General features: G+C 71.6%; 23 protein-coding genes and 1 pseudogene. 16 read left to right on the top strand and 8 right to left on the bottom strand.

Features of this window, described 5'->3' with window-relative positions:
* Nucleotides 1-98: 98 nt before the first annotated feature.
* The 5 genes from sufB (at nucleotide 99) to IEX22_RS07100 (ending at nucleotide 4,535) form a co-directional block, all read left to right on the top strand.
* Nucleotides 99-1,565, top strand: a complete 1,467-nt coding sequence (sufB, locus tag IEX22_RS07120) for a Fe-S cluster assembly protein SufB (RefSeq protein WP_306464429.1) — start codon at nucleotides 99-101, stop codon at nucleotides 1,563-1,565.
* A 2-nt stretch (nucleotides 1,566-1,567) separates the two neighbouring features.
* Nucleotides 1,568-3,028, top strand: a complete 1,461-nt coding sequence (sufD, locus tag IEX22_RS07115; RefSeq protein ID WP_229659839.1) for a Fe-S cluster assembly protein SufD — start codon at nucleotides 1,568-1,570, stop codon at nucleotides 3,026-3,028.
* Nucleotides 3,028-3,369: a non-heme iron oxygenase ferredoxin subunit gene (locus IEX22_RS07110; RefSeq protein ID WP_188667644.1), complete on the top strand. Its 342-nt coding sequence runs from the start codon at nucleotides 3,028-3,030 to the stop codon at nucleotides 3,367-3,369. The genes sufD and IEX22_RS07110 overlap by 1 nt, the downstream gene beginning before the upstream one ends.
* A 63-nt stretch (nucleotides 3,370-3,432) precedes the next feature.
* Complete coding sequence (gene sufC / locus IEX22_RS07105) at nucleotides 3,433-4,194, top strand: Fe-S cluster assembly ATPase SufC (protein WP_188667643.1); 762 nt, start codon at nucleotides 3,433-3,435, stop codon at nucleotides 4,192-4,194.
* 5 nt (nucleotides 4,195-4,199) lie between these two features.
* Nucleotides 4,200-4,535, top strand: coding sequence for a metal-sulfur cluster assembly factor (locus tag IEX22_RS07100; protein WP_188667642.1), 336 nt, complete (start codon nucleotides 4,200-4,202; stop codon nucleotides 4,533-4,535).
* 114 nt (nucleotides 4,536-4,649) lie between these two features.
* Here the strand turns inward: IEX22_RS07100 and ypfJ are convergent, their stop codons facing one another.
* Complete coding sequence (gene ypfJ, locus IEX22_RS07095; protein ID WP_188667641.1) at nucleotides 4,650-5,549, bottom strand: KPN_02809 family neutral zinc metallopeptidase; 900 nt, start codon at nucleotides 5,547-5,549, stop codon at nucleotides 4,650-4,652.
* A gap of 87 nt (nucleotides 5,550-5,636) precedes the next feature.
* Here ypfJ and IEX22_RS07090 point away from each other — a divergent pair, with 87 nt between their 5' ends.
* Nucleotides 5,637-7,634, top strand: coding sequence for an acyl-CoA dehydrogenase family protein (locus IEX22_RS07090; protein ID WP_188667640.1), 1,998 nt, complete (start codon nucleotides 5,637-5,639; stop codon nucleotides 7,632-7,634).
* A gap of 23 nt (nucleotides 7,635-7,657) precedes the next feature.
* Here IEX22_RS07090 and IEX22_RS07085 read toward each other — a convergent pair whose 3' ends face one another.
* The 3 genes and pseudogenes from IEX22_RS07085 to IEX22_RS07075 form a co-directional block, all read right to left on the bottom strand.
* A complete protein-coding gene (locus IEX22_RS07085) occupies nucleotides 7,658-8,338 on the bottom strand; it encodes a CbiQ family ECF transporter T component (RefSeq protein ID WP_188667639.1) in 681 nt (226 codons plus the stop codon).
* A pseudogene (locus IEX22_RS07080) lies at nucleotides 8,335-8,952 on the bottom strand (energy-coupling factor ABC transporter ATP-binding protein); the annotation flags it as partial. The pseudogene IEX22_RS07080 and the gene IEX22_RS07085, both read right to left, overlap by 4 nt.
* Nucleotides 8,953-9,064: 112 nt before the next feature.
* The gene (locus IEX22_RS07075) at nucleotides 9,065-9,724 is read right to left on the bottom strand and encodes a biotin transporter BioY (RefSeq protein WP_188667637.1); all 660 of its coding nucleotides are present in this window, start codon (nucleotides 9,722-9,724) and stop codon (nucleotides 9,065-9,067) included.
* 110 nt (nucleotides 9,725-9,834) lie between these two features.
* On the opposite strand from IEX22_RS07075, the gene IEX22_RS07070 reads away from it, so the two are divergent.
* The gene (locus tag IEX22_RS07070) at nucleotides 9,835-11,433 is read left to right on the top strand and encodes an ABC-F family ATP-binding cassette domain-containing protein (protein ID WP_188667636.1); all 1,599 of its coding nucleotides are present in this window, start codon (nucleotides 9,835-9,837) and stop codon (nucleotides 11,431-11,433) included.
* Between the two features lie 59 nt (nucleotides 11,434-11,492).
* Entirely contained in the window at nucleotides 11,493-12,458 is a 966-nt protein-coding gene (locus IEX22_RS16545) for a YaaC family protein (protein WP_438816608.1), read from the top strand.
* 9 nt (nucleotides 12,459-12,467) lie between these two features.
* On the opposite strand, the gene IEX22_RS07060 is transcribed toward IEX22_RS16545, so the two are convergent.
* Genes IEX22_RS07060 through IEX22_RS07050 form a run of 3 tightly spaced genes read right to left on the bottom strand, consistent with a single transcriptional unit; the run spans nucleotide 12,468 to nucleotide 14,063 of the window.
* Nucleotides 12,468-13,331 carry an SURF1 family cytochrome oxidase biogenesis protein gene (locus IEX22_RS07060; RefSeq protein ID WP_188667634.1) on the bottom strand — a complete coding sequence of 288 codons (864 nt, stop codon included), beginning with the start codon at nucleotides 13,329-13,331 and terminating at the stop codon, nucleotides 12,468-12,470.
* Nucleotides 13,324-13,593, bottom strand: coding sequence for an acetone carboxylase (locus IEX22_RS07055; RefSeq protein WP_188667633.1), 270 nt, complete (start codon nucleotides 13,591-13,593; stop codon nucleotides 13,324-13,326). The genes IEX22_RS07060 and IEX22_RS07055 overlap by 8 nt, the downstream gene beginning before the upstream one ends.
* Nucleotides 13,590-14,063: a DUF3099 domain-containing protein gene (locus tag IEX22_RS07050; protein WP_438816607.1), complete on the bottom strand. Its 474-nt coding sequence runs from the start codon at nucleotides 14,061-14,063 to the stop codon at nucleotides 13,590-13,592. Before IEX22_RS07050 ends, IEX22_RS07055 begins: the two co-directional genes overlap by 4 nt.
* A gap of 126 nt (nucleotides 14,064-14,189) precedes the next feature.
* Between IEX22_RS07050 and IEX22_RS07045 the strand changes: the two genes are divergently transcribed.
* Together IEX22_RS07045 and IEX22_RS07040 are read left to right on the top strand one after the other, a co-directional pair.
* On the top strand, nucleotides 14,190-14,939 hold the full coding sequence (locus tag IEX22_RS07045) for a beta-ketoacyl-ACP reductase (protein WP_188667631.1): 750 nt from the start codon (nucleotides 14,190-14,192) through the stop codon (nucleotides 14,937-14,939).
* 43 nt (nucleotides 14,940-14,982) lie between these two features.
* The gene (locus IEX22_RS07040; protein WP_188667630.1) at nucleotides 14,983-15,762 is read left to right on the top strand and encodes an SDR family oxidoreductase; all 780 of its coding nucleotides are present in this window, start codon (nucleotides 14,983-14,985) and stop codon (nucleotides 15,760-15,762) included.
* Nucleotides 15,763-15,770: 8 nt separating this feature from the next.
* Here IEX22_RS07040 and serB read toward each other — a convergent pair whose 3' ends face one another.
* The gene (serB, locus tag IEX22_RS07035; RefSeq protein WP_438816606.1) at nucleotides 15,771-16,739 is read right to left on the bottom strand and encodes a phosphoserine phosphatase SerB; all 969 of its coding nucleotides are present in this window, start codon (nucleotides 16,737-16,739) and stop codon (nucleotides 15,771-15,773) included.
* A gap of 100 nt (nucleotides 16,740-16,839) precedes the next feature.
* Between serB and IEX22_RS07030 the strand changes: the two genes are divergently transcribed.
* From IEX22_RS07030 to IEX22_RS07005, 6 genes are all read left to right on the top strand, one after another.
* Nucleotides 16,840-17,625 (top strand): ABC transporter ATP-binding protein, encoded by a 786-nt coding sequence (locus IEX22_RS07030; protein ID WP_188667629.1) that lies wholly within the window; start codon nucleotides 16,840-16,842, stop codon nucleotides 17,623-17,625.
* Nucleotides 17,626-17,677: 52 nt separating this feature from the next.
* Nucleotides 17,678-18,475, top strand: a complete 798-nt coding sequence (locus IEX22_RS07025; protein WP_188667628.1) for a sulfite exporter TauE/SafE family protein — start codon at nucleotides 17,678-17,680, stop codon at nucleotides 18,473-18,475.
* 4 nt (nucleotides 18,476-18,479) lie between these two features.
* Nucleotides 18,480-19,304: a TrmH family RNA methyltransferase gene (locus tag IEX22_RS07020; RefSeq protein WP_188667627.1), complete on the top strand. Its 825-nt coding sequence runs from the start codon at nucleotides 18,480-18,482 to the stop codon at nucleotides 19,302-19,304.
* A gap of 92 nt (nucleotides 19,305-19,396) precedes the next feature.
* Nucleotides 19,397-19,651 carry a type B 50S ribosomal protein L31 gene (locus IEX22_RS07015; protein WP_188667626.1) on the top strand — a complete coding sequence of 85 codons (255 nt, stop codon included), beginning with the start codon at nucleotides 19,397-19,399 and terminating at the stop codon, nucleotides 19,649-19,651.
* Nucleotides 19,652-19,755: 104 nt separating this feature from the next.
* On the top strand, nucleotides 19,756-20,826 hold the full coding sequence (gene lplAB, locus IEX22_RS07010; protein ID WP_188667625.1) for a lipoate-protein ligase LplAB: 1,071 nt from the start codon (nucleotides 19,756-19,758) through the stop codon (nucleotides 20,824-20,826).
* Between the two features lie 374 nt (nucleotides 20,827-21,200).
* Nucleotides 21,201-23,087: an HNH endonuclease signature motif containing protein gene (locus tag IEX22_RS07005; RefSeq protein WP_188667624.1), complete on the top strand. Its 1,887-nt coding sequence runs from the start codon at nucleotides 21,201-21,203 to the stop codon at nucleotides 23,085-23,087.
* Nucleotides 23,088-23,167 lie beyond the last annotated feature (80 nt).

The following is a 23,167-nucleotide window of genomic DNA, read 5'->3' as shown; positions in this document are numbered from 1 at the left end:
CGGACGACCCGCGGTGAGCAGTCTCACGCCGAGCCGGGAGCCGTCCCGGCACCGACGGCGACGAGGATTGAGAAGCAAGCAGGAGGAGGAAGGTCTCGATGACGGAGCAGATGGCCCGTGAGCGCACGGGCGAACGCGACACGACGATCACCGAGGTGCTCGAGAAGAACCCGCAGCTGAAGGGTCTGGGCGCCTACGAGTACGGCTGGGCCGACACCGACGTCGCGGGCGCCTCGGCGCGCCGTGGCGTCGACGCCGATGTCGTGCGCGACATCTCGGGCAAGAAGAACGAACCCCAGTGGATGCTGGACCTGCGGCTGAAGGGTCTGAAGTACTTCGACCGCAAGCCGATGCCGCTGTGGGGTTCGGACCTGTCGGACATCGACTTCGACAACATCAAGTACTTCGTCCGGTCCACGGAGAAGCAGGCCGGCTCCTGGGAGGAGCTGCCCGAGGACATCCGCAACACGTACGAGCGTCTCGGCATCCCCGAGGCCGAGCGGAACCGGCTCGTCGCCGGCGTCGCCGCCCAGTACGAGTCCGAGGTGGTCTACCACCAGATCCGCGAGGACCTGGAGGCGCAGGGCGTCATCTTCATGGACACCGACACCGCGCTGAAGGAGCACCCCGAGTTCTTCGAGGAGTACTTCGGCACGGTCATCCCCGCCGGCGACAACAAGTTCGCGTCGCTGAACACCGCGGTGTGGTCCGGTGGGTCCTTCGTGTACGTGCCCAAGGGCGTGCACGTGGAGATCCCGCTGCAGGCCTATTTCCGGATCAACACCGAGAACATGGGCCAGTTCGAGCGGACACTGATCATCGCCGACGAGGACTCCTACGTCCACTACATCGAGGGCTGCACCGCCCCGATCTACCAGTCGGACTCGCTGCACTCGGCCGTCGTCGAGATCATCTGCAAGAAGGGCTCCCGGGTCCGGTACACGACCATCCAGAACTGGTCGACCAACGTGTACAACCTGGTGACCAAGCGCGCCATCGCCCACGAGGGCGCCACCATGGAGTGGATCGACGGCAACATCGGCTCCAAGGTCACGATGAAGTACCCGGCCGTCTACATGGTCGGGGAGCACGCCCGCGGCGAGACCCTGTCCATCGCCTTCGCCGGCGAGGGCCAGCACCAGGACACCGGCTCGAAGATGGTGCACATCGCGCCGAACACGTCGAGCTCCATCGTCTCCAAGTCGGTCGCGCGCGGCGGCGGCCGGGCGGCCTACCGCGGCCTGGTCCAGGTCCGCGAGGGCGCCAAGCACAGCAAGAACTCGGTGGTGTGCGACGCCCTGCTCGTGGACACGATCTCCCGCTCCGACACCTACCCGTACATCGACATCCGGGAGGACGACGTCACCCTCGGCCACGAGGCGACGGTGTCCAAGGTCAGCGAGGAGCAGCTGTTCTACCTGATGTCCCGCGGCCTGCCCGAGACCGAGGCGATGGCGATGATCGTGCGCGGCTTCATCGAGCCGATCGCGCGAGAGCTGCCGATGGAGTACGCCCTCGAGCTGAACCGGCTGATCGAACTGCAGATGGAAGGATCCGTGGGCTGAGCATGGCCGAGACGAACACCACCGACATGACCGCCGAAGACACCGGCGTCGACATCGAGACCGTCGAACAGATCGACGGCGTCGAGGTCGGGGACGCGCGCGTCGCGATCCCCGGCATGAGCCTGGAGGGCGAGAAGCTCGCCGACGACGTGATCCTCGCCGAGGCCGGCGAGGGCACGGCCGTCACGGGTGACGACGCCGCCGTCGTCGACGGCAGCGCCGACCAGGGCACCGACCCGTCGTTCGGGACGGACTCCGCGCCGCTGGCGCAGGCGGACCGCGCCGAGGAGGACCACGGAACCGAGCAGCACGGCGCGAAGAAGCACTCGCACGGCGGCGGCTACGGCATCCCCGACTCCTCCCGTGCGGGCCGGCTGACCTCCTACCGGGTGGACGACTTCCCCGCGTTGACCGGCCGCGAGGAGGACTGGCGGTTCACGCCGCTCCCGCGGCTGCGCGGCCTGGAGAAGGCCGAGCTGACCGGGTCGGCGCCCACCGTGACCGTGGAGGGTACGGACGCTGTCCGCGTCGAGACCGTGGGCCGGGACGACGCCCGCATCGGCATCGGCGGCATCCCCGAGGACCGGGTCTCCGCCAACGCCTGGGGTGCCTTCACCGAGGCCACCGTCCTGACGGTGCCCGTCGAGACCGAGGTCGAGGGCTACCTGCACGTGCGGATCGAGGGCTCCTCCCTCGAGCCGGCGGCCGGTCACCTGGTGATCGACGCCGAGCGTCACTCCCGCGCCGTCGTCGTCCTCGACCACGGCGGTTCGGCGACCCTGGCGCAGAACATCGAGATCCGCCTCGGCGACGGGGCGGACCTGACGGTCGTCTCCCTCCAGGGCTGGGCCGACGACGCCGTGCACGTGAGTTCCCAGCAGGCCCGCGTGGGCCGGGACGCGCACCTCAAGCACGTCGCGGTCACTCTCGGCGGCGACCTCGTGCGGCTCACCCCGTCGGCCCGGTACGCCGGTCCCGGGGGCGACGTCGAGATGTACGGCCTGTACTTCGCCGACGCCGGTCAGCACCTGGAGCAGCGGCTCTTCGTGGACCACGCGCAGCCGAACTGCAAGTCCCGGGTCACCTACAAGGGCGCCCTGCAGGGCAAGGACGCGCACACCGTGTGGGTGGGCGACGTGCTGATCCGGCCCGAGGCCGAGGGCACCGACACCTACGAGATGAACCGCAACCTGGTCCTCACGGACGGCGCCCGCGCCGACTCCGTGCCGAACCTGGAGATCGAGACGGGTCTGATCGAGGGCGCCGGGCACGCCAGCGCCACCGGTCGCTTCGACGACGAGCAGCTGTTCTACCTGATGGCTCGCGGCATCGACGAGGCGACGGCCCGCCGGCTCGTCGTGCGCGGCTTCCTCAACGAGATCGTCCAGCAGATCGGCGTCGAGACGATCGAGGAGCGCCTGATGGCCGCCCTCGAGGACGAACTGAATGCCGGGAACCTCTGATGCCCGCCGGTGAGCTCGTCGCCCGGACCGAGGACATCGCGTCCGGGTCCGCGGTGCGCGTGCTCGTCGGCGGCTACCCCGTCGTGGTCGCCCGCGACTCCGACGGCGACCTGCATGCCCTCGCGGACACCTGCTCCCACGGGCAGGTCTCCCTCGCCGAGGGCGACGTGGAGGGGTGCGCGATCGAGTGCTGGGGCCACGGCAGCCAGTTCGACCTGCGCACCGGCGAGCCGCTGAGCCTGCCGGCGTACGAGCCCGTGCCCGTCTTCGCCCTCGCGGTCGAGGACGGCGCGGTGTGGGTCGACACGGCCACGATCACCAACGGCGCCCCGCTCACCTGAGACTTCGGGCTACGGCCCACCCCATGCCCCTGAACCACTGAGCACCAAGGAGAAAGCGAACCCATGTCCACTCTCGACATCCGGGACCTGCAGGTCAGCATCGAGACCGAGCAGGGCACCAAGGAGATCCTCAAGGGCGTGAACCTCACCGTGAAGACCGGTGAGACGCACGCCATCATGGGCCCCAACGGCTCCGGCAAGTCCACGCTCGCCTCCACGATCGCGGGCCACCCGCGGTACCACGTCGACGGCGGGTCCATCACCCTCGACGGCGAGGACGTCCTCGCCATGAGCGTCGACGAGCGGGCCCGCGCGGGCCTGTTCCTGGCCATGCAGTACCCGGTCGAGGTGCCCGGTGTGACCATGACCAACTTCCTGCGCACCGCCAAGACCGCCATCGACGGGGACGCCCCGTCGCTGCGCACCTGGACCAAGGAGGTCCGGGAGGCGATGGGCCAGCTGCGCATCGACGCCGACTTCGCGCACCGCAACGTCAACGAGGGCTTCTCCGGCGGCGAGAAGAAGCGCGTCGAGATCCTCCAGCTCGAGCTCTTCAAGCCCAAGTTCGCCGTCCTCGACGAGACCGACTCCGGCCTCGACGTCGACGCGCTGAAGGTCGTCTCCGAGGGGGTCAACCGAGCGCAGGCCGCCGGCGGCATGGGCACCCTGCTGATCACCCACTACACCCGCATCCTGCGCTACATCAAGCCGGACTTCGTCCACGTGTTCGTGGACGGCCGGGTGGCCGAGGAGGGCGGCGCGGAGCTCGCCGACCGCCTCGAGGACGAGGGCTACGACCGCTTCCTCACCCCGGCGGGGAAGTGAGTGCCATGAGTGACACGACCGCCCCCGCGGGCCGCACCGGCCTCGAGGACATCGAGGAGGCGCTCAAGGACGTCATCGACCCGGAGCTCGGCGTCAACGTCGTCGACCTGGGCCTGCTGTACGGCCTGACGTACGCCGACGACGGCGCCCTGCTCATCGACATGACGCTGACCACCGCGGCGTGCCCGCTGACCGACGTGCTCGAGGAGCAGGTCGGCTCGGCGCTGGACACGATCGTGGACGAGTGGCGGCTGAACTGGGTCTGGATGCCGCCGTGGGGTCCGGAGCGGATCACCGAGGACGGCCGGGACCAGATGCGGGCGCTCGGCTTCAACATCTGAGTCACCGCACCCCCCTGATGCCAGCTCGTCAATAGATGCACCATCGGGGCTCGAATCGGGCCCTCGGTGAGCATCTATTGACGAGCTGGCGGTGTTTTCCCGGGAGAGTGCGTGTTACAGCTGCGAAGCGCGCAGCGTGTCGCAGCGGGTGATGTCGCCCGTCCGGTAGCCGGTCATGAACCAGCGCTGCCGTTGCTCCCCGGTGCCGTGCGTGTAGGACTCGGGCTGCGTGTAACCCTGGGCGCGCTCCTGGATCCGGTCGTCGCCGATCTTCCCGGCCGCGTCCAGCGCCTCCGCGAGCTGGGTGTCGGTGATCGGGTCCAGCGAGACGGGTCCGCTGTTCTGGTCGCTGGAGGCGTGCCGCGCCCAGAGCCCGGCGTAGCAGTCGGCCTGCAGCTCCACCCGCACGGCCCCCGACTCCGGCCCCTGCGGGTCCCGCTGCGCGTAGCCGAGGGTGCCGAGCAGATCCTGCACGTGGTGCCCGAACTCGTGGGCGACGACGTACTCCTCGGCCAGCGGTCCGCCGGCCGTGTCGAACTGCTGCTGGAGCAGGGAGAAGAAGCTCAGGTCGAAGTAGGCCGTCTTGTCGTTGGGGCAGTAGAACGGGCCGGTGGAGCTCGACGCCGTGCCGCAGCCGGTGCTGACCCGGCTCGTGAACAGCTGGGCGCGGGGCCGCGTGTAGTCGACGTCGTACCGGGGCAGGTAGGCCGCCCAGAACTGGTTGAGGCTGTTCACGGTCGCCACCACCCGGCAGTCACTGCGCTGATTCGCCTGCTGGCCGGTCTGGCAGGACGAGAGCGACGAACTGACGGCGCTCGGCTGCTCCTGCACGGGTGCGTTGTTCGCGCCCTCGATGTCGCCGGGGTTCAGACCCAGCATGACGGCGATCAGGGTGATGATCAGACCGCCGATGCCGCCGCCGGCGACCAGGCCGCCCCGGCCGATCCCGCCGCCCCCGCCACGGGAGTCGCTGACCTGTGACGGGTCCAGCTGGGACCCCGCGTCGAAGCTCATGGACACACCCTAGTGCGCGGTCATCGCCGGCTGCGTAGCATGAGCCCACGCCGGGCGATCCGGACGGCCGAGGGAAAGGGGCACGCCATGGGCGTGCAGACCCACCGATCACCCGGGGACGGGGCGGCCCCCGACGCCGCCGGACCGGCGACACCGGTCACCGAGAAGCGGGCGCGCCAGACGGCGGAGGCCGCGCGCGAGACGCGGTGGGACCGGCCCAGCTTCGCCCGCGGCCTGTACCTCGGCCGGCTCGACCTCGGCCTGATCCACCCGTTCCCCGCCGAGGGCGACGCCGACGGGGCATCCGACGGGGCGCGGTTCCTCGCCCGGTTGCGCACGCTGTGCGAACGGCTGGACGGGCAGCGGATCGAGCGGGAGGCGCGGATCCCCGACGAGGACATCCGCCGGCTGGCCGCGCTCGGCGCCTTCGGCATGAAGATCCCGCGGGAGTACGGCGGGCTCGGTCTCAGCCTGGCCGTCTACACCCGTGCCCTGACGCTGGTCGGCTCGGTGCACCCCAGCCTCGGCGCCCTGCTCTCGGCCCACCAGTCGATCGGCGTGCCGGAGCCGGTCAAGGTGTTCGGCACCGAGGAGCAGAAGCAGCGGTTCCTGCCGCGCTGCGCGCGGGGCGCCATCTCGGCGTTCCTGCTCACGGAGCCGGACGTCGGCTCCGACCCGGCCCGCCTGGCCACCACGGCCACCCCCACGGGCGACGGCGACTACCTGATCGACGGCGTCAAGCTCTGGACCACCAACGGGGTGATCGCCGAGCTCGTCATCGTCATGGCCGTGGTCCCGGCCCACACCGACGCGGCCGGCGACCCGCGGCCCGGGGGCATCAGCGCCTTCGTCGTCGAGACCAGCGCGCCGGGCATCACGGTGGAGCACCGCAACGCCTTCCTGGGGCTGCGCGGCATCGAGAACGGGGTGACCCGCTTCGACGGGGTCCGGGTGAGCGCGTCGGACCGCCTCGGGTCGGAGGGCCAGGGACTGCGGATCGCGCTGACCACACTGAACACCGGCCGGCTGTCCATCCCGGCCATCTGCACCGCCGGCGCCAAGTGGTCGCTGAAGATCGCCCGGGAATGGAGCGCTGCGCGGGTGCAGTGGGGCCGGCCGGTGGGGGAGCACCAGGCGGTGGCCGCCAAGGTGGCCTTCATCGCCGCCACCACGTTCGGGATGGAGGCCGCCTGCGAGCTGTCCGCGCGGCTCGCCGACGCCGGGAGCCGGGACATCCGGATCGAGGCGGCGCTGGCCAAACTGTGGTGCAGCGAGATGGGGTGGCGGATCGCGGACGAGCTGGTGCAGATCCGCGGCGGCCGGGGCTACGAGACCGCCGCCTCCCTCGCGGCGCGCGGGGAACGCGCCGTCCCGGCGGAACAGCTGCTGCGGGACACCCGCATCAACCGGATCTTCGAGGGCTCGACCGAGATCATGCACCTGCTGATCGCGCGGGAGGCCGTCGACGCGCACCTCACCGCCGCCGGTGCGCTCGCCGACGCCGAGGCCGACCTGGCGGCGAAGGCGCGGGCCGCCGCCGGCGCCGGCGGGTTCTACGCGTCGTGGCTGCCGCATCTCGTCGTCGGTGCGGGCACCCTGCCGACCGGCTTCCGAGAGTTCGGCCCCCTCGCCCACCATCTGCGGTACGTGGAGCGCAGCGCCCGCCGCCTCGCCCGGCAGACGTTCTACGCGATGGGGCGCTGGCAGGCGGGGCTGGAGAAGAAGCAGGTGTTCCTCGGCCGGATCGTCGACATCGGCGCCGAGCTGTTCGTGATGTCCGCCGCGTGCGTCCGGGCGCGCCAGCTCGAGCACGAGCCGGAGCCGGCCGAGGCCGGCCGCGGGCCGGGGGCCGTACGGCTCGCGAACGCGTTCTGCGACCAGTCCCGCGTACGGGTCGAGCACCTCTTCGACGAACTGTGGCGCAACACCGACGACGGCGACGCGCGGCTGGCCGCGCGCGTGCTCGCCGGCGACGTCACCTGGCTGGAGGAGGGCATCATCGACGCCTCGGAGGACACCGGCCCGTGGATCGCCGACGCCGCCGGGCCGCCCGCCACGGAGAACCTGCTGCGCCACGTGGACTGACGGTGCCGGCCTCCGGCGTGCACCTAGTGACGAGCCGGCGACGGGTCGGGGGGTTCCGGGTCGCCCAGGCCGCGGGCGGCCAGGGCCAGGCCCGTGCGCTGGGCGTGATCGACGGTGCGCAGCACGACCGGGAGGGTGCGGGCGCGCAGCGATCGTGGCAGTCCGCGGGCGACGGCCGCGTCGCGCGCCTCGTCGAACGCCCCCGCGATCCAGGTGATGGAGCGCAGCACGAGCAGGGCGGTCAACGCGAACCGGTCCGGGTCCGCGCCGACGCGACGCAGCGGACGCACGGCCGCCACCACCCCGTCCAGGAGGGCGAGCGCCGGTGTGGTCGCCGTCAGCAGCTGGGCGGCGGTCATGGCGGCGACCAGCACCGCGACCACGGTCACCGCCCGCGCCGTCCCGGCCGCACCCGGGGGGACGAAGCCCGTGCCGTCGACGGCGAGCTGATACAGCCCGATCAGCAGCAGGAGCACCCAGCTCGCCCGGACGGGCGCGAACACCCGGCGCGCGGGCACGGCCGAGATGGCCGCCACCACGACGACGGCCAGCAGCAGGAGCAGGGCCGGGAGCGGGTCGCGGGCGAGCACCGCCGCCACCGAGACGGCCACCATGGCGACCGTCTTCACCGACAGCGGCGCCCGGTGGATGGGGGAGTGGCCCGGCCACCAGACGCCGATCTCGCGGGCGGCGCCCCCACTCATCCGCGGCCACCCGGCAGCAGGCGCTCCGCGGTCCGGCGGCGATAGGCCTGAACGGCGGCCGGCCCGGCGTCGTCGACGACCACCCGGCCGCCGTCGAGCACGAGCACCCGCTCGCAGCCGGCGGCCAGGTCGAGGTCGTGCGTGCTGATCAGCACCTGCTGGTCGAGCCGGTCCAGGGTGCGCCGCAGCAGCAGGGTGTTGGGCAGGTCGAGGAGTGTGGACGGCTCGTCCAGCAGGAGCAGGGCGGGGTCGACGGCGAGCACGACGGCGAGGGCGCCGAGCTGCCGTTCCCCGGCGGAGAGGTCGAACACGCTCTGGTCGGCGAGCGGGCCGAGACCGAGCGCGTCGAGCACCTCGGTGGCCCGGTCGGCGCGCTGCCGGCGCGGTGTGGTCCGGCGCAGGGAGAGCTGCACGTCCTCGCGCAGGGTCGGCATGATCAGCTGGGCGGCCGGGTCGGTGAACACGAAACCGACCCGTCGGCGGATTGCGGCCGGCTGGTGCCGGGTGTCCAGTCCGTCGACGCGCACGGTGCCGCCGGTCGGTTCGAGCAGGGCGTCCAGCAGGCGCAGCAGGGTCGACTTGCCGGAGCCGTTGGGGCCGATCACGGCCACCCGTCGTTCCGTCAGGGTGAGCGTCGTCGGGTGCAGCAGCACCCGTCCGCCGGTGTCCGTGGGCACCTCGACGGTCGCCCGGTCCAACTCGATGCGGGTCATCGCGGGGAGTGCGTCACCGCCGGGACGCGCGCGCCGGTCCCCGACCGATCAGCGCCGGGAAGGCGCGGTGCACGGTGAGCGCGACGGCGACGGCGACGACGTCCTTGAGCACGTCGACGGGCAGGAACGCGAGGTCCGCGGTCACGGCCGCACCGAACGCGAGGCGGGCGTTGAGCATCAGGCCGGCGATGCCGGCCACGTGGATCAGGGCGGTGCCCGCGAGGGTGGCCCCGACCAGGGCCGCCGCCCGGAGCGCGGCGTGCCCGGCCCGGCGTCGGCGCAACACCAGGACGGCGAGGGCGCCGACGAGCGCCGCCGCGAACGGGAAGGCGACGAGGTAACCCGCGGAGGGGCCGGCCAGGACGGCCAGACCGCCGCGGAAACCGGCGAGGATGGGCAGGCCGGCCAGGCCGAGCAGGACGTAGAGCCCGACGGCGGCGAACGCCCGGGTGGGGCCGAGCACGAGGCCGGTGATCATGATGGCCAGGGCCTGGAGGGTGATCGGCACGCCGGCCACCAGGGGGATCGCCGGGGCCAGGGAGGCGGCGGCGACGAGCGCGGCGAAGACGCCGATCATCGCCAGGTCCGTGGCGTCCCAGCGGCGCCGCCCGCGGCGGGCTCCCGGCGCGGATCCCGTGGCCGGGATGGGACGTCGGTCACGAGTCGCGGGCATGGTGGCACTCCAGTGGCTAGAATGGATCGGCTCTCACACGCATCGTGCCACATCCGTCGGACACGACCGCCGAGCCGTCGTCGAGTTGGGGAAATGGCAGGACTTCATCCGTGATCAGCGTTCAGGACCTGGAACTGCGAGCCGGAGCGCGCCTGCTCATGGAGTCGGTGACGTTCCGCCTCGACGCCGGCGACAAGATCGGCCTGGTGGGGCGCAACGGCGCCGGCAAGACCACCCTCACCAAGGTGCTCGCCGGGCAGACGCTGCCCGCCGCCGGCACGGTGACCCGCTCCGGCGAGATCGGCTACCTGCCGCAGGACCCGCGCTCGGGCGACCCGGAGCAGCTGGCGCGCAACCGGATCCTGTCCGCGCGGAACCTCGACGACGTCATCACCCGGATGCGGAAGGCCGAGGCGGAGATGGCGAGCGATTCCGACACCGTCCGGGACAAGGCGATGAACCGCTACGGCCGGCTCGAGGCGGAGTTCCTCGCCGGAGGCGGGTACGCCGCCGAGGCGGAGGCCGCCTCGATCGCCTCCAACCTCGCCCTGCCGGACCGCATCCTGGCCCAGCCGCTGAAGACCCTCTCGGGTGGGCAGCGCCGCCGCGTCGAGCTCGCCCGCATCCTCTTCTCCGGGGCGGACACCATGCTGCTCGACGAGCCCACCAACCACCTCGACGCCGACTCGATCGTCTGGCTGCGCGACTTCCTGTCGGCCCACCAGGGTGGCCTCCTCGTCATCAGCCACGACGTGGAACTGCTGGAACAGACCGTCAACAAGGTGTTGTACCTGGACGCCAACCGCGCCGTCATCGACATCTACAACATGGGCTGGAAGACCTACCTGACCCAGCGGGAGACCGACGAGCGTCGGCGGCACCGCGAGCGGGACAACGCGCAGAAGAAGGCGCAGGTCCTGATGGACCAGGCCAACAAGATGCGCGCCAAGGCCACGAAGGCGGTCGCGGCGCAGAACATGGCCAGGCGTGCCGAGAAGCTGCTGGCCGGCATCGAGGGACCGCGGGTCTCCGATCGGGTGGCCGCCCTGCGCTTCCCCGAGCCCGCTCCCTGCGGGAAGACGCCGCTGACGGCGGAGCACCTGAGCAAGTCCTACGGCTCGCTGGAGATCTTCACCGACGTGGACCTGGCCATCGACCGCGGGTCCCGCGTGGTGATCCTCGGGCTGAACGGCGCCGGGAAGACGACCCTGCTGAAGCTCCTGGCCGGCACGGAGGAGCCGGACACCGGCGGCATCGTGCCCGGCCACGGACTCAAGCTCGGGTACTACGCGCAGGAGCACGAGACGCTCGACGTGAACCGCACGGTGCTCGAGAACATGCGCACCGCGGCCCCGGACCTGAAGGACGCGGAGGTGCGCGGCATCCTCGGCTCGTTCCTGTTCTCCGGAGACGACGTCGCCAAGCCGGCCGGGGTGCTCTCCGGCGGGGAGAAGACCCGGCTCGCGCTGGCCACCCTGGTGGCCTCGTCGGCCAACGTGCTGCTGCTCGACGAGCCCACCAACAACCTCGACCCGGCCAGCCGCGAGGAGATCCTCGGCGCCCTGCGCAACTACGCGGGCGCCGTCGTGCTCGTCACCCACGACGAGGGTGCGGTGGAGGCGCTGAACCCGGAGCGGGTCGTGCTGCTGCCCGACGGCGTCGAGGACCACTGGAACCAGGAGTACCAGGACCTGGTCTCGCTGGCCTGAGGCAAGCTCGCTTGCTTAACTAGTGTCTTGGCGGTGAGCCCGTCAGCCATAATGCGAGAGTGCCAAGACGATGGTTTGAAGTCGAGTCGGATCCGCCTGAGGAAACTTGGAGAAGGATCCGAGCTCTGAGAGCTGATCCGCCGCGTGCTCTGGAAGGGAACAGGCACCGCCTGTTTGCCAACTCGTTAGAGCAAGCTCAACAGCAATTCGATGCCGCTGCATCGGTAGGGTTTGAGTCTAGGGCCCTTAACCTTTACTACGGCCTTTCACAGGCTGGACGCGCGATTGCTGTCGCGCGGGAACGAAGTGGTAGATCCGTTGCGATGCATGGTCACGGATTAAAGGTGTTGAACTCGGACTCAATATCGGTTGACGGGTTTTTTCGCACGAATGTGCGGTCGGATGGTAAAGGCGCGAGTTCATTTGCAACTCTCGCCGAACTCCTCAGGTCGGACCCTATTTCGGAGCCTGTGTCGCTCGGGGTGATCTGGCACATGATCCCCGAGCTTTGTCTCGACTATCCTATTCCGCCTGGATACCCGCAGCCCATTTGGATCGATCGGCCGTATAACGGCCGGTTCGCCGAATATGGCGAACGAGTCTTCACCCTGCAGGCATCTGCCGAGCAGATGCGCGAAGATGCTGCCGCACTTCGTCTTCTTTATCCAGAACTCGAGGGAGCTGAACTGTTGAAATTCGGAGGTGGTAGCTACAGCGAGATGGGCGACGGGACGCGAACAGACGAAGCGGTGTTTCGATTTCACGATGCCGCTTCCGTGCGTCGACTTCGGGGGGACGCGGTTCTGATGCCCGCACTTCGTCCTCACGGTGGATCTGCAGACCCGTTACTCGCTTGGTGGGTTCTGCTTTTCACGCTGTCAATTGTGACCAGGTATGAACCCGTAGTCTGGACTCGATTGATTGACGTCAATCGCTCGCCAAGTGCTGTGGCGATTGAGGCAGCCCTTAGTAAAGCTCTCACTGCAGTGCCAATTCAGATTTACACGGCGCTGACCAGCGAGTAGAGCGCGCGCTCAGCGCCAGCCGGCGGCGTCCAGGAGGTCGTCCTCCTCGTCCTCGGCGGTGCGCCGGGTCCGGCGCCGCGGCCGTTTCCGCAGCGCACCCGAGCGCAGGTGCACCGGGATGTCCTCGTCGTCGTCCAGGCCCCCGTTGCGGTTGACCCACGCCTGCTGCCGCGCCGCGTAGCCGAGCCCCACGAAGCCGAGCAGGCCGAACGCGAACCACTGCATGGCGTAGGAGAGGTGCGGCCCCTCGTCGAGGGAGGGCCGGGGGAACGCGATGGGGGAGGTCGCCGGCGCCGGCTTCTCGTCCGCCAACGCCCCGTAGGCGCCGGTGGCGATCGGCGCGTCGATCTGCGCGGCGTACGTGTCCAGGTCGATCGAGGCCAGCTGCCCGGGCGGGGCGCCGCGGTCCAGGCCGCCCTCGGGGTGCTTGAGCCGGGCGACGACATCGACGGCGCCGGACGGTGGCGCGGGGACGGCGGCGGGGTCGCCGTTGCTGCCCAGCGGCAGCCACCCGCGGTCGATGACGACGGTCGGGCCGGCCGCGGTCCGGAAGGGGACGAGCACCTCGAAGCCGGGCTGACCGTTCAGCGGCCGGTTGCGCACGACCCGGGTCTGCTCCGGCAGGTACCGGCCGGTCATCCGCACCGGCGTCCATTCGCGGGCGGTGTCGAACTGCCGGAACTGGCCGGCGGCCTCGTCGAAGGACAGGGGCTCGTGGTCGTAGTTCGCCTCGATGGTCTCGATCGCGGCGACGGTCTCGGCCCGGCGGTCCAGCTGCCAGTGGCCGAGCAGCCCGCACACGACGGCGAACAGGGCGGCCAGGGCGAACCAGCCCAACCAGGGTGCGGTGCCGAGGAAGCGGTATTCACGCACCGGCGCCACCCCCGGTTCCCGGCGTCAGCGGGAGCGTCTCGCGCCACAGGCCACGTTCGGTGAGGTAGGTCTGCAGCCAGTCCCGGTGCTCCGCGCAGGCGAGCCACTCCTTGCGCCGCTCGGGCGGATGGATCCGCGGGTTGTTCCAGCGCAGCCGCCAAGCGGCGGCCGCACGGCACCCCCGCCGCGAGCACTGCGGCGCGTCCGGCCCCTCCGGTCCGCGGGGGCCGGAGCCGGCGAGGCTGCCGAGCAGGTCGGTCATGCCGGCCCCGACCGGCGGTCGTCCGGCGCGTCCGGCTCGACCCGGCCGTCCGGCTCGCGCGGCGCGTCCCGCTCGCGCGGCGCGTCCGGCGTGGCGTCGTCGTCGTCGAGCACCTCGCCGTCGAGCACCTCGTCGTCGGCGGTCGGGCCGCGGGTCAGGGCCGGACGCGGTGGGGTCGTCTCGGTGGACGGGTTGCCGTTGCTGACGTCGACGGTGCCGCCGGCGTTGGCGATCACCACGGCGATCCACGGGAGGATGACGGCGCCCGCGATCATCACCCACCGCAGCCACCCGTCGAACACGAACGCCAGGACGATGCACACCAACCGGATGCCCATCGAGGTGGCGTACCGGATCATGCGCCCGTTCATGTCCGCGGTGTGGGACTGCTGCGCGTCGGTGATGGTGTGGACGTCGGGGTTTCCGGAGCGGCGGTGCGAGCCGCGGCCCTCGGTGTGATTCTGCGTCATCATGTCTCGTCTACCGGCCATTCTCCCACCGCGGACGCAGCCACGGAAACGGCGGCCGGGGCGCGGCGCCCGTAGGATCGACAGGAATCGAGGATCGACGGACATGCACGGCCAGCGGAGGTACGGATGACACAGGGTGAGCAGACGACGGACGGGACGACGAGGGCCCCGGCGGGGCGCAGCGTCCTCGTCACCGGCGGCAACCGGGGCATCGGCCGGGCGATCGCCGAGGAGTTCCGCGCGAACGGGGACCGGGTGGCGATCACCTACCGCAGCGGGGAGCCGCCGGCCGGGTTCCTCGCCGTCCAGGCGGACGTCACCGACGCCGCCTCGCTGGACGCCGCGTTCACCGCCATCGAGGCCGAGCACGGCCCCGTCGAGGTGGTGGTGGCCAATGCCGGCATCACCCGCGACACCCTGCTGCTGCGGATGTCCGAGGAGGACTTCACGTCCGTCCTCGACACCAACCTCACCGGAGCCTTCCGCGTCGTCAAGCGGGCCGCGCGGGGCATGATCCGGCTGAAGAAGGGCCGCGTCGTGCTGATCTCCTCGGTGGTGGGCCTCTACGGCTCGCCGGGGCAGATCAACTACGCGGCCTCGAAGGCCGGCCTGGTCGGCATCGCCCGGTCGCTGACCCGGGAGCTCGGCTCCCGCAACATCACGGCCAACGTCGTCGCCCCCGGCTTCATCAACACGGAGATGACGGCGGAATTGCCGGAGAAGCAGCAGCAGGAGTACAAGGCGAACATCCCCGCCGGGCGGTTCGCCGAGACGGAGGAGGTCGCGAAGGTGGTCCGCTGGATCGCCTCCGACGAGGCCGCGTACATCTCCGGGGCGGTCATCCCCGTCGACGGCGGCCTCGGCATGGGCCACTGACACCGGCCGCCGCCCTCATCCCCCACCGCCAGAAGGAGCACCCATGAACGACCAGCACCCCGACACCCCGACCGACGGCGCGGCCGGCCCCCTCGCCGGCAAGGCCGCCATCGTCACCGGCTCCTCCCGCGGCATCGGCGCGGAGGTCGCGCGCCTGCTGGCCGCCCAGGGCGCCGGCGTCGTCGTCAACTACCGGCAGAAGGCGCCGCGGGCGACCAAGGTCGTCGCCGGCATCGAGGCCGCGGGCGGCCGTGCCGTCGCGGTCGGCGCGGACCTGACCGCCGAGGGCGGGGCGCAGGCCCTCGTCGACGCGGCGAAGGAGAACTTCGGCGGCCTGGACATCCTCGTCCTGAACGCCTCCGGCGGCATGGAGGCGGGCCTCGGCGAGGACTACGCGATGCGGCTCAACCGCGACGCGCAGGTCACCATGCTCGAGGCCGCGGCGGCCGCGATGCCCACCGGCTCCCGCGTCGTGTTCGTCACCAGCCACCAGGCGCACTTCATCGAGTCGGTGCCGACCATGCCGGAGTACGAGGCGGTCGCCCGGTCGAAGCGGGCCGGCGAGGACGCCCTGCGCGAGCGGCAGCCGGAGCTGACCGGCCGGGGCATCAGCCTGGTCGTCGTCTCGGGCGACATGATCGAGGGCACCGTCACCGCGACGCTGCTGGACCGGGCCCGGCCCGGCACTCTCGACGAGCGCCGCAGCGACGCGGGAAAGCTGTACTCCGTGGAGGAGTTCGCCGTCGAGGTCGCCCGGATGGTCACCGCCGACGTGCCGACCGGCCACACCGAGTACGTGGGCGGCGCCGACCACATGAAGTAGGGCGTCCCCTAGAACCCCGGCAGGCCCGCGAGGGCGCCGACGGCGTCCAGGCGCGGGAGGTTGAGCTGGGCGTCCGCCGCGTGGCGCAGGGCCGGCTTCGCGTTGTAGGCGACCGACAAGCCCGCCGCGGCGAGCATGTCGAGGTCGTTCGCGCCGTCCCCGACCGCGATCACGTGGTCGGGGGCGACGCCGTCCGCCGCCGCCCACGCGCGCAGGCTCGCCGCCTTGACCGCGCGGTCCACGACCGTGCCGTCGACTCGGCCGGTGAGTGCGCCGTCGCGCACCCCCAGCAGGTTGGCCCGGTGGTGGGTCAGTCCGAGCCGCTCCGCGAGGGGGCTGAGCACCTGGCCGAACCCGCCGGAGACGGCGGCGACGCGGTGGCCGCCGGCGAGCAGGGCCGCGACGAGACGCTCGGCGCCGGGGGAGAGGCGCACCATGCCCACGACCTCCTCGATCACCCGCACCGGCAGCCCGGCGAGGGCCTCCACCCGGGCGTGCAGGGACTGGGCGAAGTCGAGTTCCCCGCGCATGGCCGCGTCGGTCACCGCGGCGACCTCGGCCTCGCGGCCCGCGTGGGCGGCGAGCATCTCGATCACCTCCTGCTGGATGAGCGTCGAGTCGACGTCCATGATCAGCAGCAGCCGGCCGCCGTCGTGCAGCGCGTCCGGAACCACCGCGAGGTCGAGGCCGGGCACCGCCTGGGCCACCGGGTCGGGACGGAGCACCGACCGGAGCATCGTCACCGCGGCGGGAGCGTCCGCCAGCTCGCCGAGCGTCCACCGGGCCCACGCGTATCCGGGTCCGTCGGCGTCGTCGTCTCGCCCGCCGGTCACCGGCTCGGGCAGCGCGATGCCCGCGTCGCGGACCGCTCGCTCGACCAGGGGCACGGCGTCGAGGGGCCGCGTGGGGGACACCCCGGTGCCGGCAGCCGCCGGCGTCGTCGGGGCGAGGGCGATCACGGAGTAGGCGGCGGGCACACGGGGAGTCTAGTCAGCGGCCGGATCCGAACCGGTGGCCGCGGCCGGCGTCGCGTCGCGCTTCGTCGAACGCCGACCCGGTGACCTAGGCTCTTGGCCCATGGGTGATGTGCTGGAACTGGACGCGGTGAGCATCGTGCGGGGCGGGAAGACCCTGCTGGACGCCGTGGACTGGGACGTCTCCGACGGGGACCGCTGGATCGTGCTCGGCCCCAACGGGGCCGGCAAGTCGACGCTGCTGCAGATCGCCGGCGCCCGCATGCACCCGACCAGCGGCACCGCCGAGATCCTCGGTGAGCGCCTCGGCGCCGTCGATGTGTTCGAGCTGCGGCCACGGATCGGCATGACGTCCGCGCTACTGGCCGCCCAGATCCCCGCCGACGAGAGCGTCGTCGACACCGTCGTCACCGCCGCCTGGGGCGTCACCGGCCGGTGGCGGGAGCGCTACGAGGGCTTCGACGAGGACCGCGCCCGCGAACTGCTCGGCGAGTGGGGCATGGGTTCCCTGGCCGACCGGCGGTTCGGCACCCTGAGCTCCGGCGAGCAGAAGCGCGTCCTGATCGCCCGCGCCCTGATGACCGACCCCGAGCTGCTGCTGCTCGACGAACCCGCCGCGGGACTGGACGTGGGCGGCCGCGAGGACCTGATCGGTCGCCTTGCCGACCTCCTGGCGGATCCGTACGCCCCGGCGATCGTCATGGTCACCCACCACGTCGAGGAGATCGCCCCCGGCTTCACGCACGCCCTGCTGTTGCGGGACGGTGCCGTCGTGGCCGCCGGTGCGCTCGACGACGTCCTCACCAGCGAGAACCTCAGCCGGACCTACGGCATCGCACTGACGCTGACCCGCGACGGCGACCGCTGGCACGCGGTCGCCGCCCGCTGACCGCCGTGCGGGTGGATGCCGCTGCCTGGTTGACGGACGCCGGGCGACGCTGATGGGCGTCCTCGCATCGATCATCGTCGCCCTCGCCGGCCTGTGGGCCGGCACGATCAACACCATCGTCGGGTCCGGCACCCTGGTGACGTTCCCCGTCCTGGTCGCGCTCGGCATCCCGCCGGTGACGGCGACGATCTCCAACGCCATGGGGCTGATCCCCGGCAACGCGGCCGGGGCCCTCGGCTACCGCGCGGAGCTGACGGGCATGGGCAAGCTGGTGCTGCGGCTGCTGCCGGCGTCCCTGCTCGGCGGCATCACGGGCGCCACCCTGCTGTTGCACCTGCCGGAGTCGGTGTTCGAGGTGGCCGCGCCCTTCCTCATCGTCATCGCCCTCGGGTTCGTCATCTTCCAGCCGCGGCTGCAGGCCTGGGTGCGACGCCGCGCCGAGGCCCGCCAGCGGCCCGACGCGCCGCGCGTCGTCCTGCACCAGCCGCCGATCCTCTACGTCCTCGTGTACCTCGCCGGCGTGTACGGGGGCTACTTCGTCGCCGCCCAGGGCATCCTGCTCGTCGGCATCCTCGGGGTCTTCATGGTCGGGTCCATGCAGGCGGCGAACGCGATGAAGAACGTGCTCGTGCTCGGGGTCAACATGATCGCGGCGATCTCCTACCTGATCTTCGCCTTCGGTCGGATCGACTGGTGGGTCGTCCTGCTGATCGCGATCGGCTCGACGATCGGCGGGCTGGTCGGCGCGCGGATCGGCCGGCGCCTGTCGCCGGTGGTGCTGCGCGGCGTCATCGTCGTGCTCGGTCTGGTCGCCCTCGGCGTCATGGTCGCGCGACTGATCACGGGCTGAGGTCGTGGGTATCGTCCGGATCGCCGACCCCGCCGACCCGCGGGTGCACGACTACACGGACCTGACCGATTCGGCCCTCCGGCGCCGCCGCGAGCCCGCCGAGGGCCTCTACATCGCCGAGAGCTCGGTGGTGGTGCGCCGGGCGCTGGCCGCCGGGCACCGGCCGCGGTCCTTCTTCCTCGCCGAGGCCTGGCTGCCCGACCTGGGCGACGTCCTCGATGCGCACCCGGACGTGCCCGCGTACGTGGGCTCGCCCGAGGTCCTCGAGTCGATCACCGGGTTCCACCTGCACCGTGGGGCACTGGCCGCGATGCACCGCCCCGACCCCGTGCCGGTGGCGGATCTGCTGGCCAGTGCCCGGCGCGTGGCGGTGCTCGAGGACATCGTCGACCACACCAACCTCGGGGCGGTGTTCCGCTCGGCCGCCGCGCTCGACGTCGACGCGGTGCTGCTCTCGCCGCGCTGCGCCGACCCGCTGTACCGGAGGTCCGTGCGGGTGAGCATGGGCACGGTGTTCCAGGTGCCGTGGGCGCGGCTGACGGAGTGGCCCGGCGCGCTGGGGACCCTGCGAGCGGCGGGGATGCCGACGGCGGCCCTGGCCCTGAGCGAGTCCGCGCAGGATCTGGACGTCGCGGCCGTCGACGGCACCGCCCTCCCGGCCCTGGACCGGCTCGCCCTCGTCCTCGGCACCGAGGGGGCCGGGCTGAGCCGGGCGGCGATCGAGGCGTGCGACGCCGTCGTGCGCATTCCGATGAGCGGCGGGGTCGACTCCCTGAACGTGGCGGCCGCCGCCGCGGTGGCGTTCTGGCACACGCGACCGATGCGCTAGACTGGATCGCTGGCCGGCGCTTCGGCGCGGGTCCCCACGAACCATTCAGGGTCTGGCCAAATCCAGCCCCGCACAGCGAAGGTATCGAACCCATGAAGACCGAGATCCACCCCCAGTACCAGGCCGTCGTGTTCCGCGACCTGGCCTCCGGCACCTCCTTCCTGACCCGTTCCACGGTGTCCTCGGACAAGACCACCGAGTGGGAGGACGGCAAGACGTACCCCCTGATCGAGGTCGAGATCTCGTCCGCGTCGCACCCGTTCTACACGGGCAAGCAGCGGATCATGGACTCCGCCGGCCGGGTGGAGCGCTTCAACCAGCGGTTCAAGAACTTCGGCAAGAAGTAGGCACCGCTCACCATGCCATCGGCGGGCCCGCATTCCGGAAGGGATGCGGGCCCGCCGTCGTTGACGCCCGTGGAAGATCGCGAGGACGAAGGAGAGGAGAGGTCGTGGCGGACGAGGATCGAGCGCACGGGGAATACAAGGTGCCCGGCGGCAAACTGGTGGTCGTCGACCTGCGAACGGACGACGGCCGGCTGGCGGACGTGTCCATCAGCGGTGACTTCTTCCTCGAACCGGACGACCTCCTCCCGGTGCTCAACGGGGCGCTGAACGGCGTCGAGGCCGACGCCACCCCCGAGCGGCTGACCGCCGCGCTGGACGCCGTCGTGCCGGACGAGGCCCGGCTGCACGGATTCTCCACCCGGGCCATCGCCGTCGCCGTCCGGCGAGCCCTCGGCCTGGCCACCGGCTGGGCGGATCACGAGTGGGAGATCATCACCGACGCGGCGTTCCCCACCCTCACGCACGTCGCGCTCGACGAGGTGCTCACCGAGGAGGTCGGCAAGGGCACCCGGCGCCCGACGCTGCGGTTCTGGGAGCTCGCGGAGTCCCCGAACGTGTTCATCGGGAGCTTCCAGTCGCTGCGCAACGAGGTGGACCCCGACGGCGCCCGCGAGACCGGCGCCCACGTGGTCCGTCGTATCACCGGGGGCGGAGCGATGTTCACGGAGCACGGCAACGCGATCACCTACTCGCTGTACGTGCCGCAGACCCTCGTGGACGGGCTCAGCTACACCGACTCGTACGCCTTCCTCGACTCGTGGGTGATGGCGTCCCTGGAGAAGATCGGGGTGACGGCGTTCTACCAGCCGATCAACGACATCGCCACGCCGCAGGGCAAGATCGGCGGGGCCGCGCAGAAGCGGCTGGCCAACGGGGGCCTGCTGCACCATGTGACGATGTCGTACGACGTCGACGCGGACAAGATGGTGCGCGTGCTGCGGATTGGCAAGGAGAAGCTCTCCGACAAGGGCACCCGCAGCGCGAAGAAGCGGGTGGATCCGCTGCGCCGGCAGACGGGCATGACCCGGGAGGCGATCATCGACGTCATGGCGCAGACCTTCATCGAGCGCACCGGGGCGGTGCGCGGCGCGGTGTCGGACGCCGAGCTCGCGGAGGCGCAGCGCCGGATCGACACCAAGTTCGGTACCAAGGAATGGCTCACGCGGGTGCCGTGATGGTCGACGTGGTGATGCCGGCCCTGCTGATCGCGATGCTCGGTGCGGTCCTGACCGGGTTCGGTCTCCTGGCCCGCCGGGCCCGACGGCGCGGGAGTGTCGGCCAGGCGGATCGCCGCCGCGATGGCCGCGTACGACGAGGGGTTCCACGGCTCCGCACACGACAGCTTCGTGGAGGTGACGGCGGCGCAGGAGCGCCCGGTCTCGCCCCGGTCGCCCGGGAAGCGGCGTCCCGGGTCGCCGGGGGGATCCGCCGGAACGTGAGTCCGGCGCTCGTCGTGTGGCCTGGCCGACGGTCAGCGGTTGCGCATCGTCCCGCGTCGGCGGTCGAGGGCGACCCGAGTTTCGTCGGTGGCGGCTGGTTGAGTGTGGTCATGGACGACGACGAGCAACGGTCACCGGAGGAACCCCTGCCCGGCCTGACCCTGTTCAGCCTCGTGGCGGGACGGCCCGGCGACTTCGGGATGGGGGCCATCGACCGTGGCCTGACCGGCCTCACCGACTTCCCCGTCCGACCCGACGACGTCGTCTCCCGCCTCCTGCCGATGCTGGCCGGTGACGGTGTCAGCGTGAGCATGGAGGCGGCCGTCGCCGCGCTGCGCGACGCCAGCCGGCTGTCGTCCTGGCTGAGTTCGGCCACCGACCGGCTCGCGCTCATGACCGTCGAGGTCTCGGCCCGCGAGCACGAGCGATGGGTCGACGCCCACCCGCTGATGGCACCGGACGATCGGAACGCGCCGGACGGCACCGGTTCCGGCCTGTCGCGACGGGCGCGGCTGGCGGTGGCCGAGCGGTCCGGTGTGGCGGAGATCGCCGGCGCGCTCCGCACGAGTGAGAACGCGGTGCACGGGCTCCTCAATCGGGCCGAGCGCCTGCGAGATCATCTGCCGCGTACCGCGGCTGCCCTCGCTTCGGGAGCCATCACGAGCCGTTCCGCCGAGGTGATCGCCGACGACGTGGGGGAGTACGTCGACAAGCTCGGTCCGTGCACCTCCGAGGAGGATGCCGACCGCTGGCGCGCCGTGATCGAGGAGACCGAACGCTGCCTCCTGCCCGCCGCGGTCCGCGGCGCGACCAGGGGCGGGCTGCAGGCTCGTTCCCGTCGGATCCGCGAACGCTGCCACCCGATCGGCTTCGAACGGCGACGTGAGGTCGCGGAGGAGGAGCGCTGGGTCTGCGTCAGCCAGGACCGGGACGGCATGGCTCGGCTGAGCGCCAGGTTGCCTGCTGCGGTCGCTCACGCCATCGATGGTCGGCTCTGCTCCGTTGCCCGGCAGATGCTCGCCGAGGGCGACGGCACGGCTGACGGCCGCACGATGACCCAGCTGCGGGCCGATGTGCTCGTCGATCTGCTCGGTGGACTGGCATCTGGTGTCGGTGCCGGCGGCACCCGAGCCGAGGGGGCGGACATCGACGCCGCCGACAGCACGCCCCGACACGGCGGAGCCCTTCCTGCCCCACCCCGTGTGCTGCTCACGGTCTCGGCCGCGACCCTCCAGGGTTCGGACGAACCGGGTCTGCTGGGCGACTTCGGACCGATCGCCGCCGCCGACGCCCGGTATCTCGCCTCGCTGGCCACGTCGTTCTCGCTCGGCGTCGTCGCCGAGGGGAGAGGTCTGCCCAGCGGGACGTGCGACCACGCCACCGATGGCGATGCGTTCGGGACGCACCTCGTCTCGACGACTCGCACGGCACGGGCCGACGAGTGTGGCGGCGACGGCGACGGTGGCGGCGACGGTGGCACCGATCCACCGACGCACCCGCCCGGCGTCGATGCCGGCCGGGGAATCAAGCGTCGTCCGGTAGGGACGCACCCACCCGGGGACGCGGACCCGCCGGGAGAGGCACACCCGCCGGGAGAGGCATACCTGCCGGCCGAGGTTGCCGAGGGCGGATGGCCGGACCCTGCCGTCATCCCGGTCCTGCTCACCTCGGGTCGGCAGTACCGACTTCCCGCACGGCTCCGTAACGCCCTCGCACTGCGCGACGGTACCTGTCGATTCCCCGGTTGCCGACGGTCAGCGGTGCGGTGCGACGCCGACCACGTGGTCGCCTGGGCGGACGGCGGGACGACCGGCTCCGAGAACCTCGCGCACCTGTGCCGCACGCACCACGTGCTGAAGCATCACTCGGCCTGGACGGTCGAGGTCGAGGCGTTCGACGTCCCCGGCTCCCACCGCCTCGCCTGGACGTCACCGGCCGGTGCGCGGTACGTCACTGATCCCGAGCCGGCGCCGGTCTGGGCGCATCCGCGGCCGTGACAGGTCCGAGTCCGACCGGACGCGGCGCACAGACCGTCGGCGCCCTCGAGGACCGCACGAATCACGCCCTCCGGCCGAGC

It is taken from the genome of Tersicoccus solisilvae, assembly GCF_014643255.1.
GTDB classification, from domain to species: domain Bacteria; phylum Actinomycetota; class Actinomycetes; order Actinomycetales; family Micrococcaceae; genus Tersicoccus; species Tersicoccus solisilvae.
Note: the sequence above shows the minus strand (reverse complement) of the source record. Positions and strands in the feature narration are given on the sequence as shown.

Coding starts and splice junctions, on each gene's coding strand:
- sufB (WP_306464429.1), top strand. CDS start 99: ATGACGGAGCAGATGGCCCGTGAGCGCACGGGCGAACGCGACACGACG.
- sufD (WP_229659839.1), top strand. CDS start 1,568: ATGGCCGAGACGAACACCACCGACATGACCGCCGAAGACACCGGCGTC.
- IEX22_RS07110 (WP_188667644.1), top strand. CDS start 3,028: ATGCCCGCCGGTGAGCTCGTCGCCCGGACCGAGGACATCGCGTCCGGG.
- sufC (WP_188667643.1), top strand. CDS start 3,433: ATGTCCACTCTCGACATCCGGGACCTGCAGGTCAGCATCGAGACCGAG.
- IEX22_RS07100 (WP_188667642.1), top strand. CDS start 4,200: ATGAGTGACACGACCGCCCCCGCGGGCCGCACCGGCCTCGAGGACATC.
- ypfJ (WP_188667641.1), bottom strand. CDS start 5,549: ATGAGCTTCGACGCGGGGTCCCAGCTGGACCCGTCACAGGTCAGCGAC.
- IEX22_RS07090 (WP_188667640.1), top strand. CDS start 5,637: ATGGGCGTGCAGACCCACCGATCACCCGGGGACGGGGCGGCCCCCGAC.
- IEX22_RS07085 (WP_188667639.1), bottom strand. CDS start 8,338: ATGAGTGGGGGCGCCGCCCGCGAGATCGGCGTCTGGTGGCCGGGCCAC.
- IEX22_RS07075 (WP_188667637.1), bottom strand. CDS start 9,724: ATGCCCGCGACTCGTGACCGACGTCCCATCCCGGCCACGGGATCCGCG.
- IEX22_RS07055 (WP_188667633.1), bottom strand. CDS start 13,593: ATGACCGACCTGCTCGGCAGCCTCGCCGGCTCCGGCCCCCGCGGACCG.
- IEX22_RS07050 (WP_438816607.1), bottom strand. CDS start 14,063: ATGACGCAGAATCACACCGAGGGCCGCGGCTCGCACCGCCGCTCCGGA.
- IEX22_RS07045 (WP_188667631.1), top strand. CDS start 14,190: ATGACACAGGGTGAGCAGACGACGGACGGGACGACGAGGGCCCCGGCG.
- IEX22_RS07040 (WP_188667630.1), top strand. CDS start 14,983: ATGAACGACCAGCACCCCGACACCCCGACCGACGGCGCGGCCGGCCCC.
- IEX22_RS07030 (WP_188667629.1), top strand. CDS start 16,840: ATGGGTGATGTGCTGGAACTGGACGCGGTGAGCATCGTGCGGGGCGGG.
- IEX22_RS07025 (WP_188667628.1), top strand. CDS start 17,678: ATGGGCGTCCTCGCATCGATCATCGTCGCCCTCGCCGGCCTGTGGGCC.
- IEX22_RS07015 (WP_188667626.1), top strand. CDS start 19,397: ATGAAGACCGAGATCCACCCCCAGTACCAGGCCGTCGTGTTCCGCGAC.
- IEX22_RS07005 (WP_188667624.1), top strand. CDS start 21,201: ATGGACGACGACGAGCAACGGTCACCGGAGGAACCCCTGCCCGGCCTG.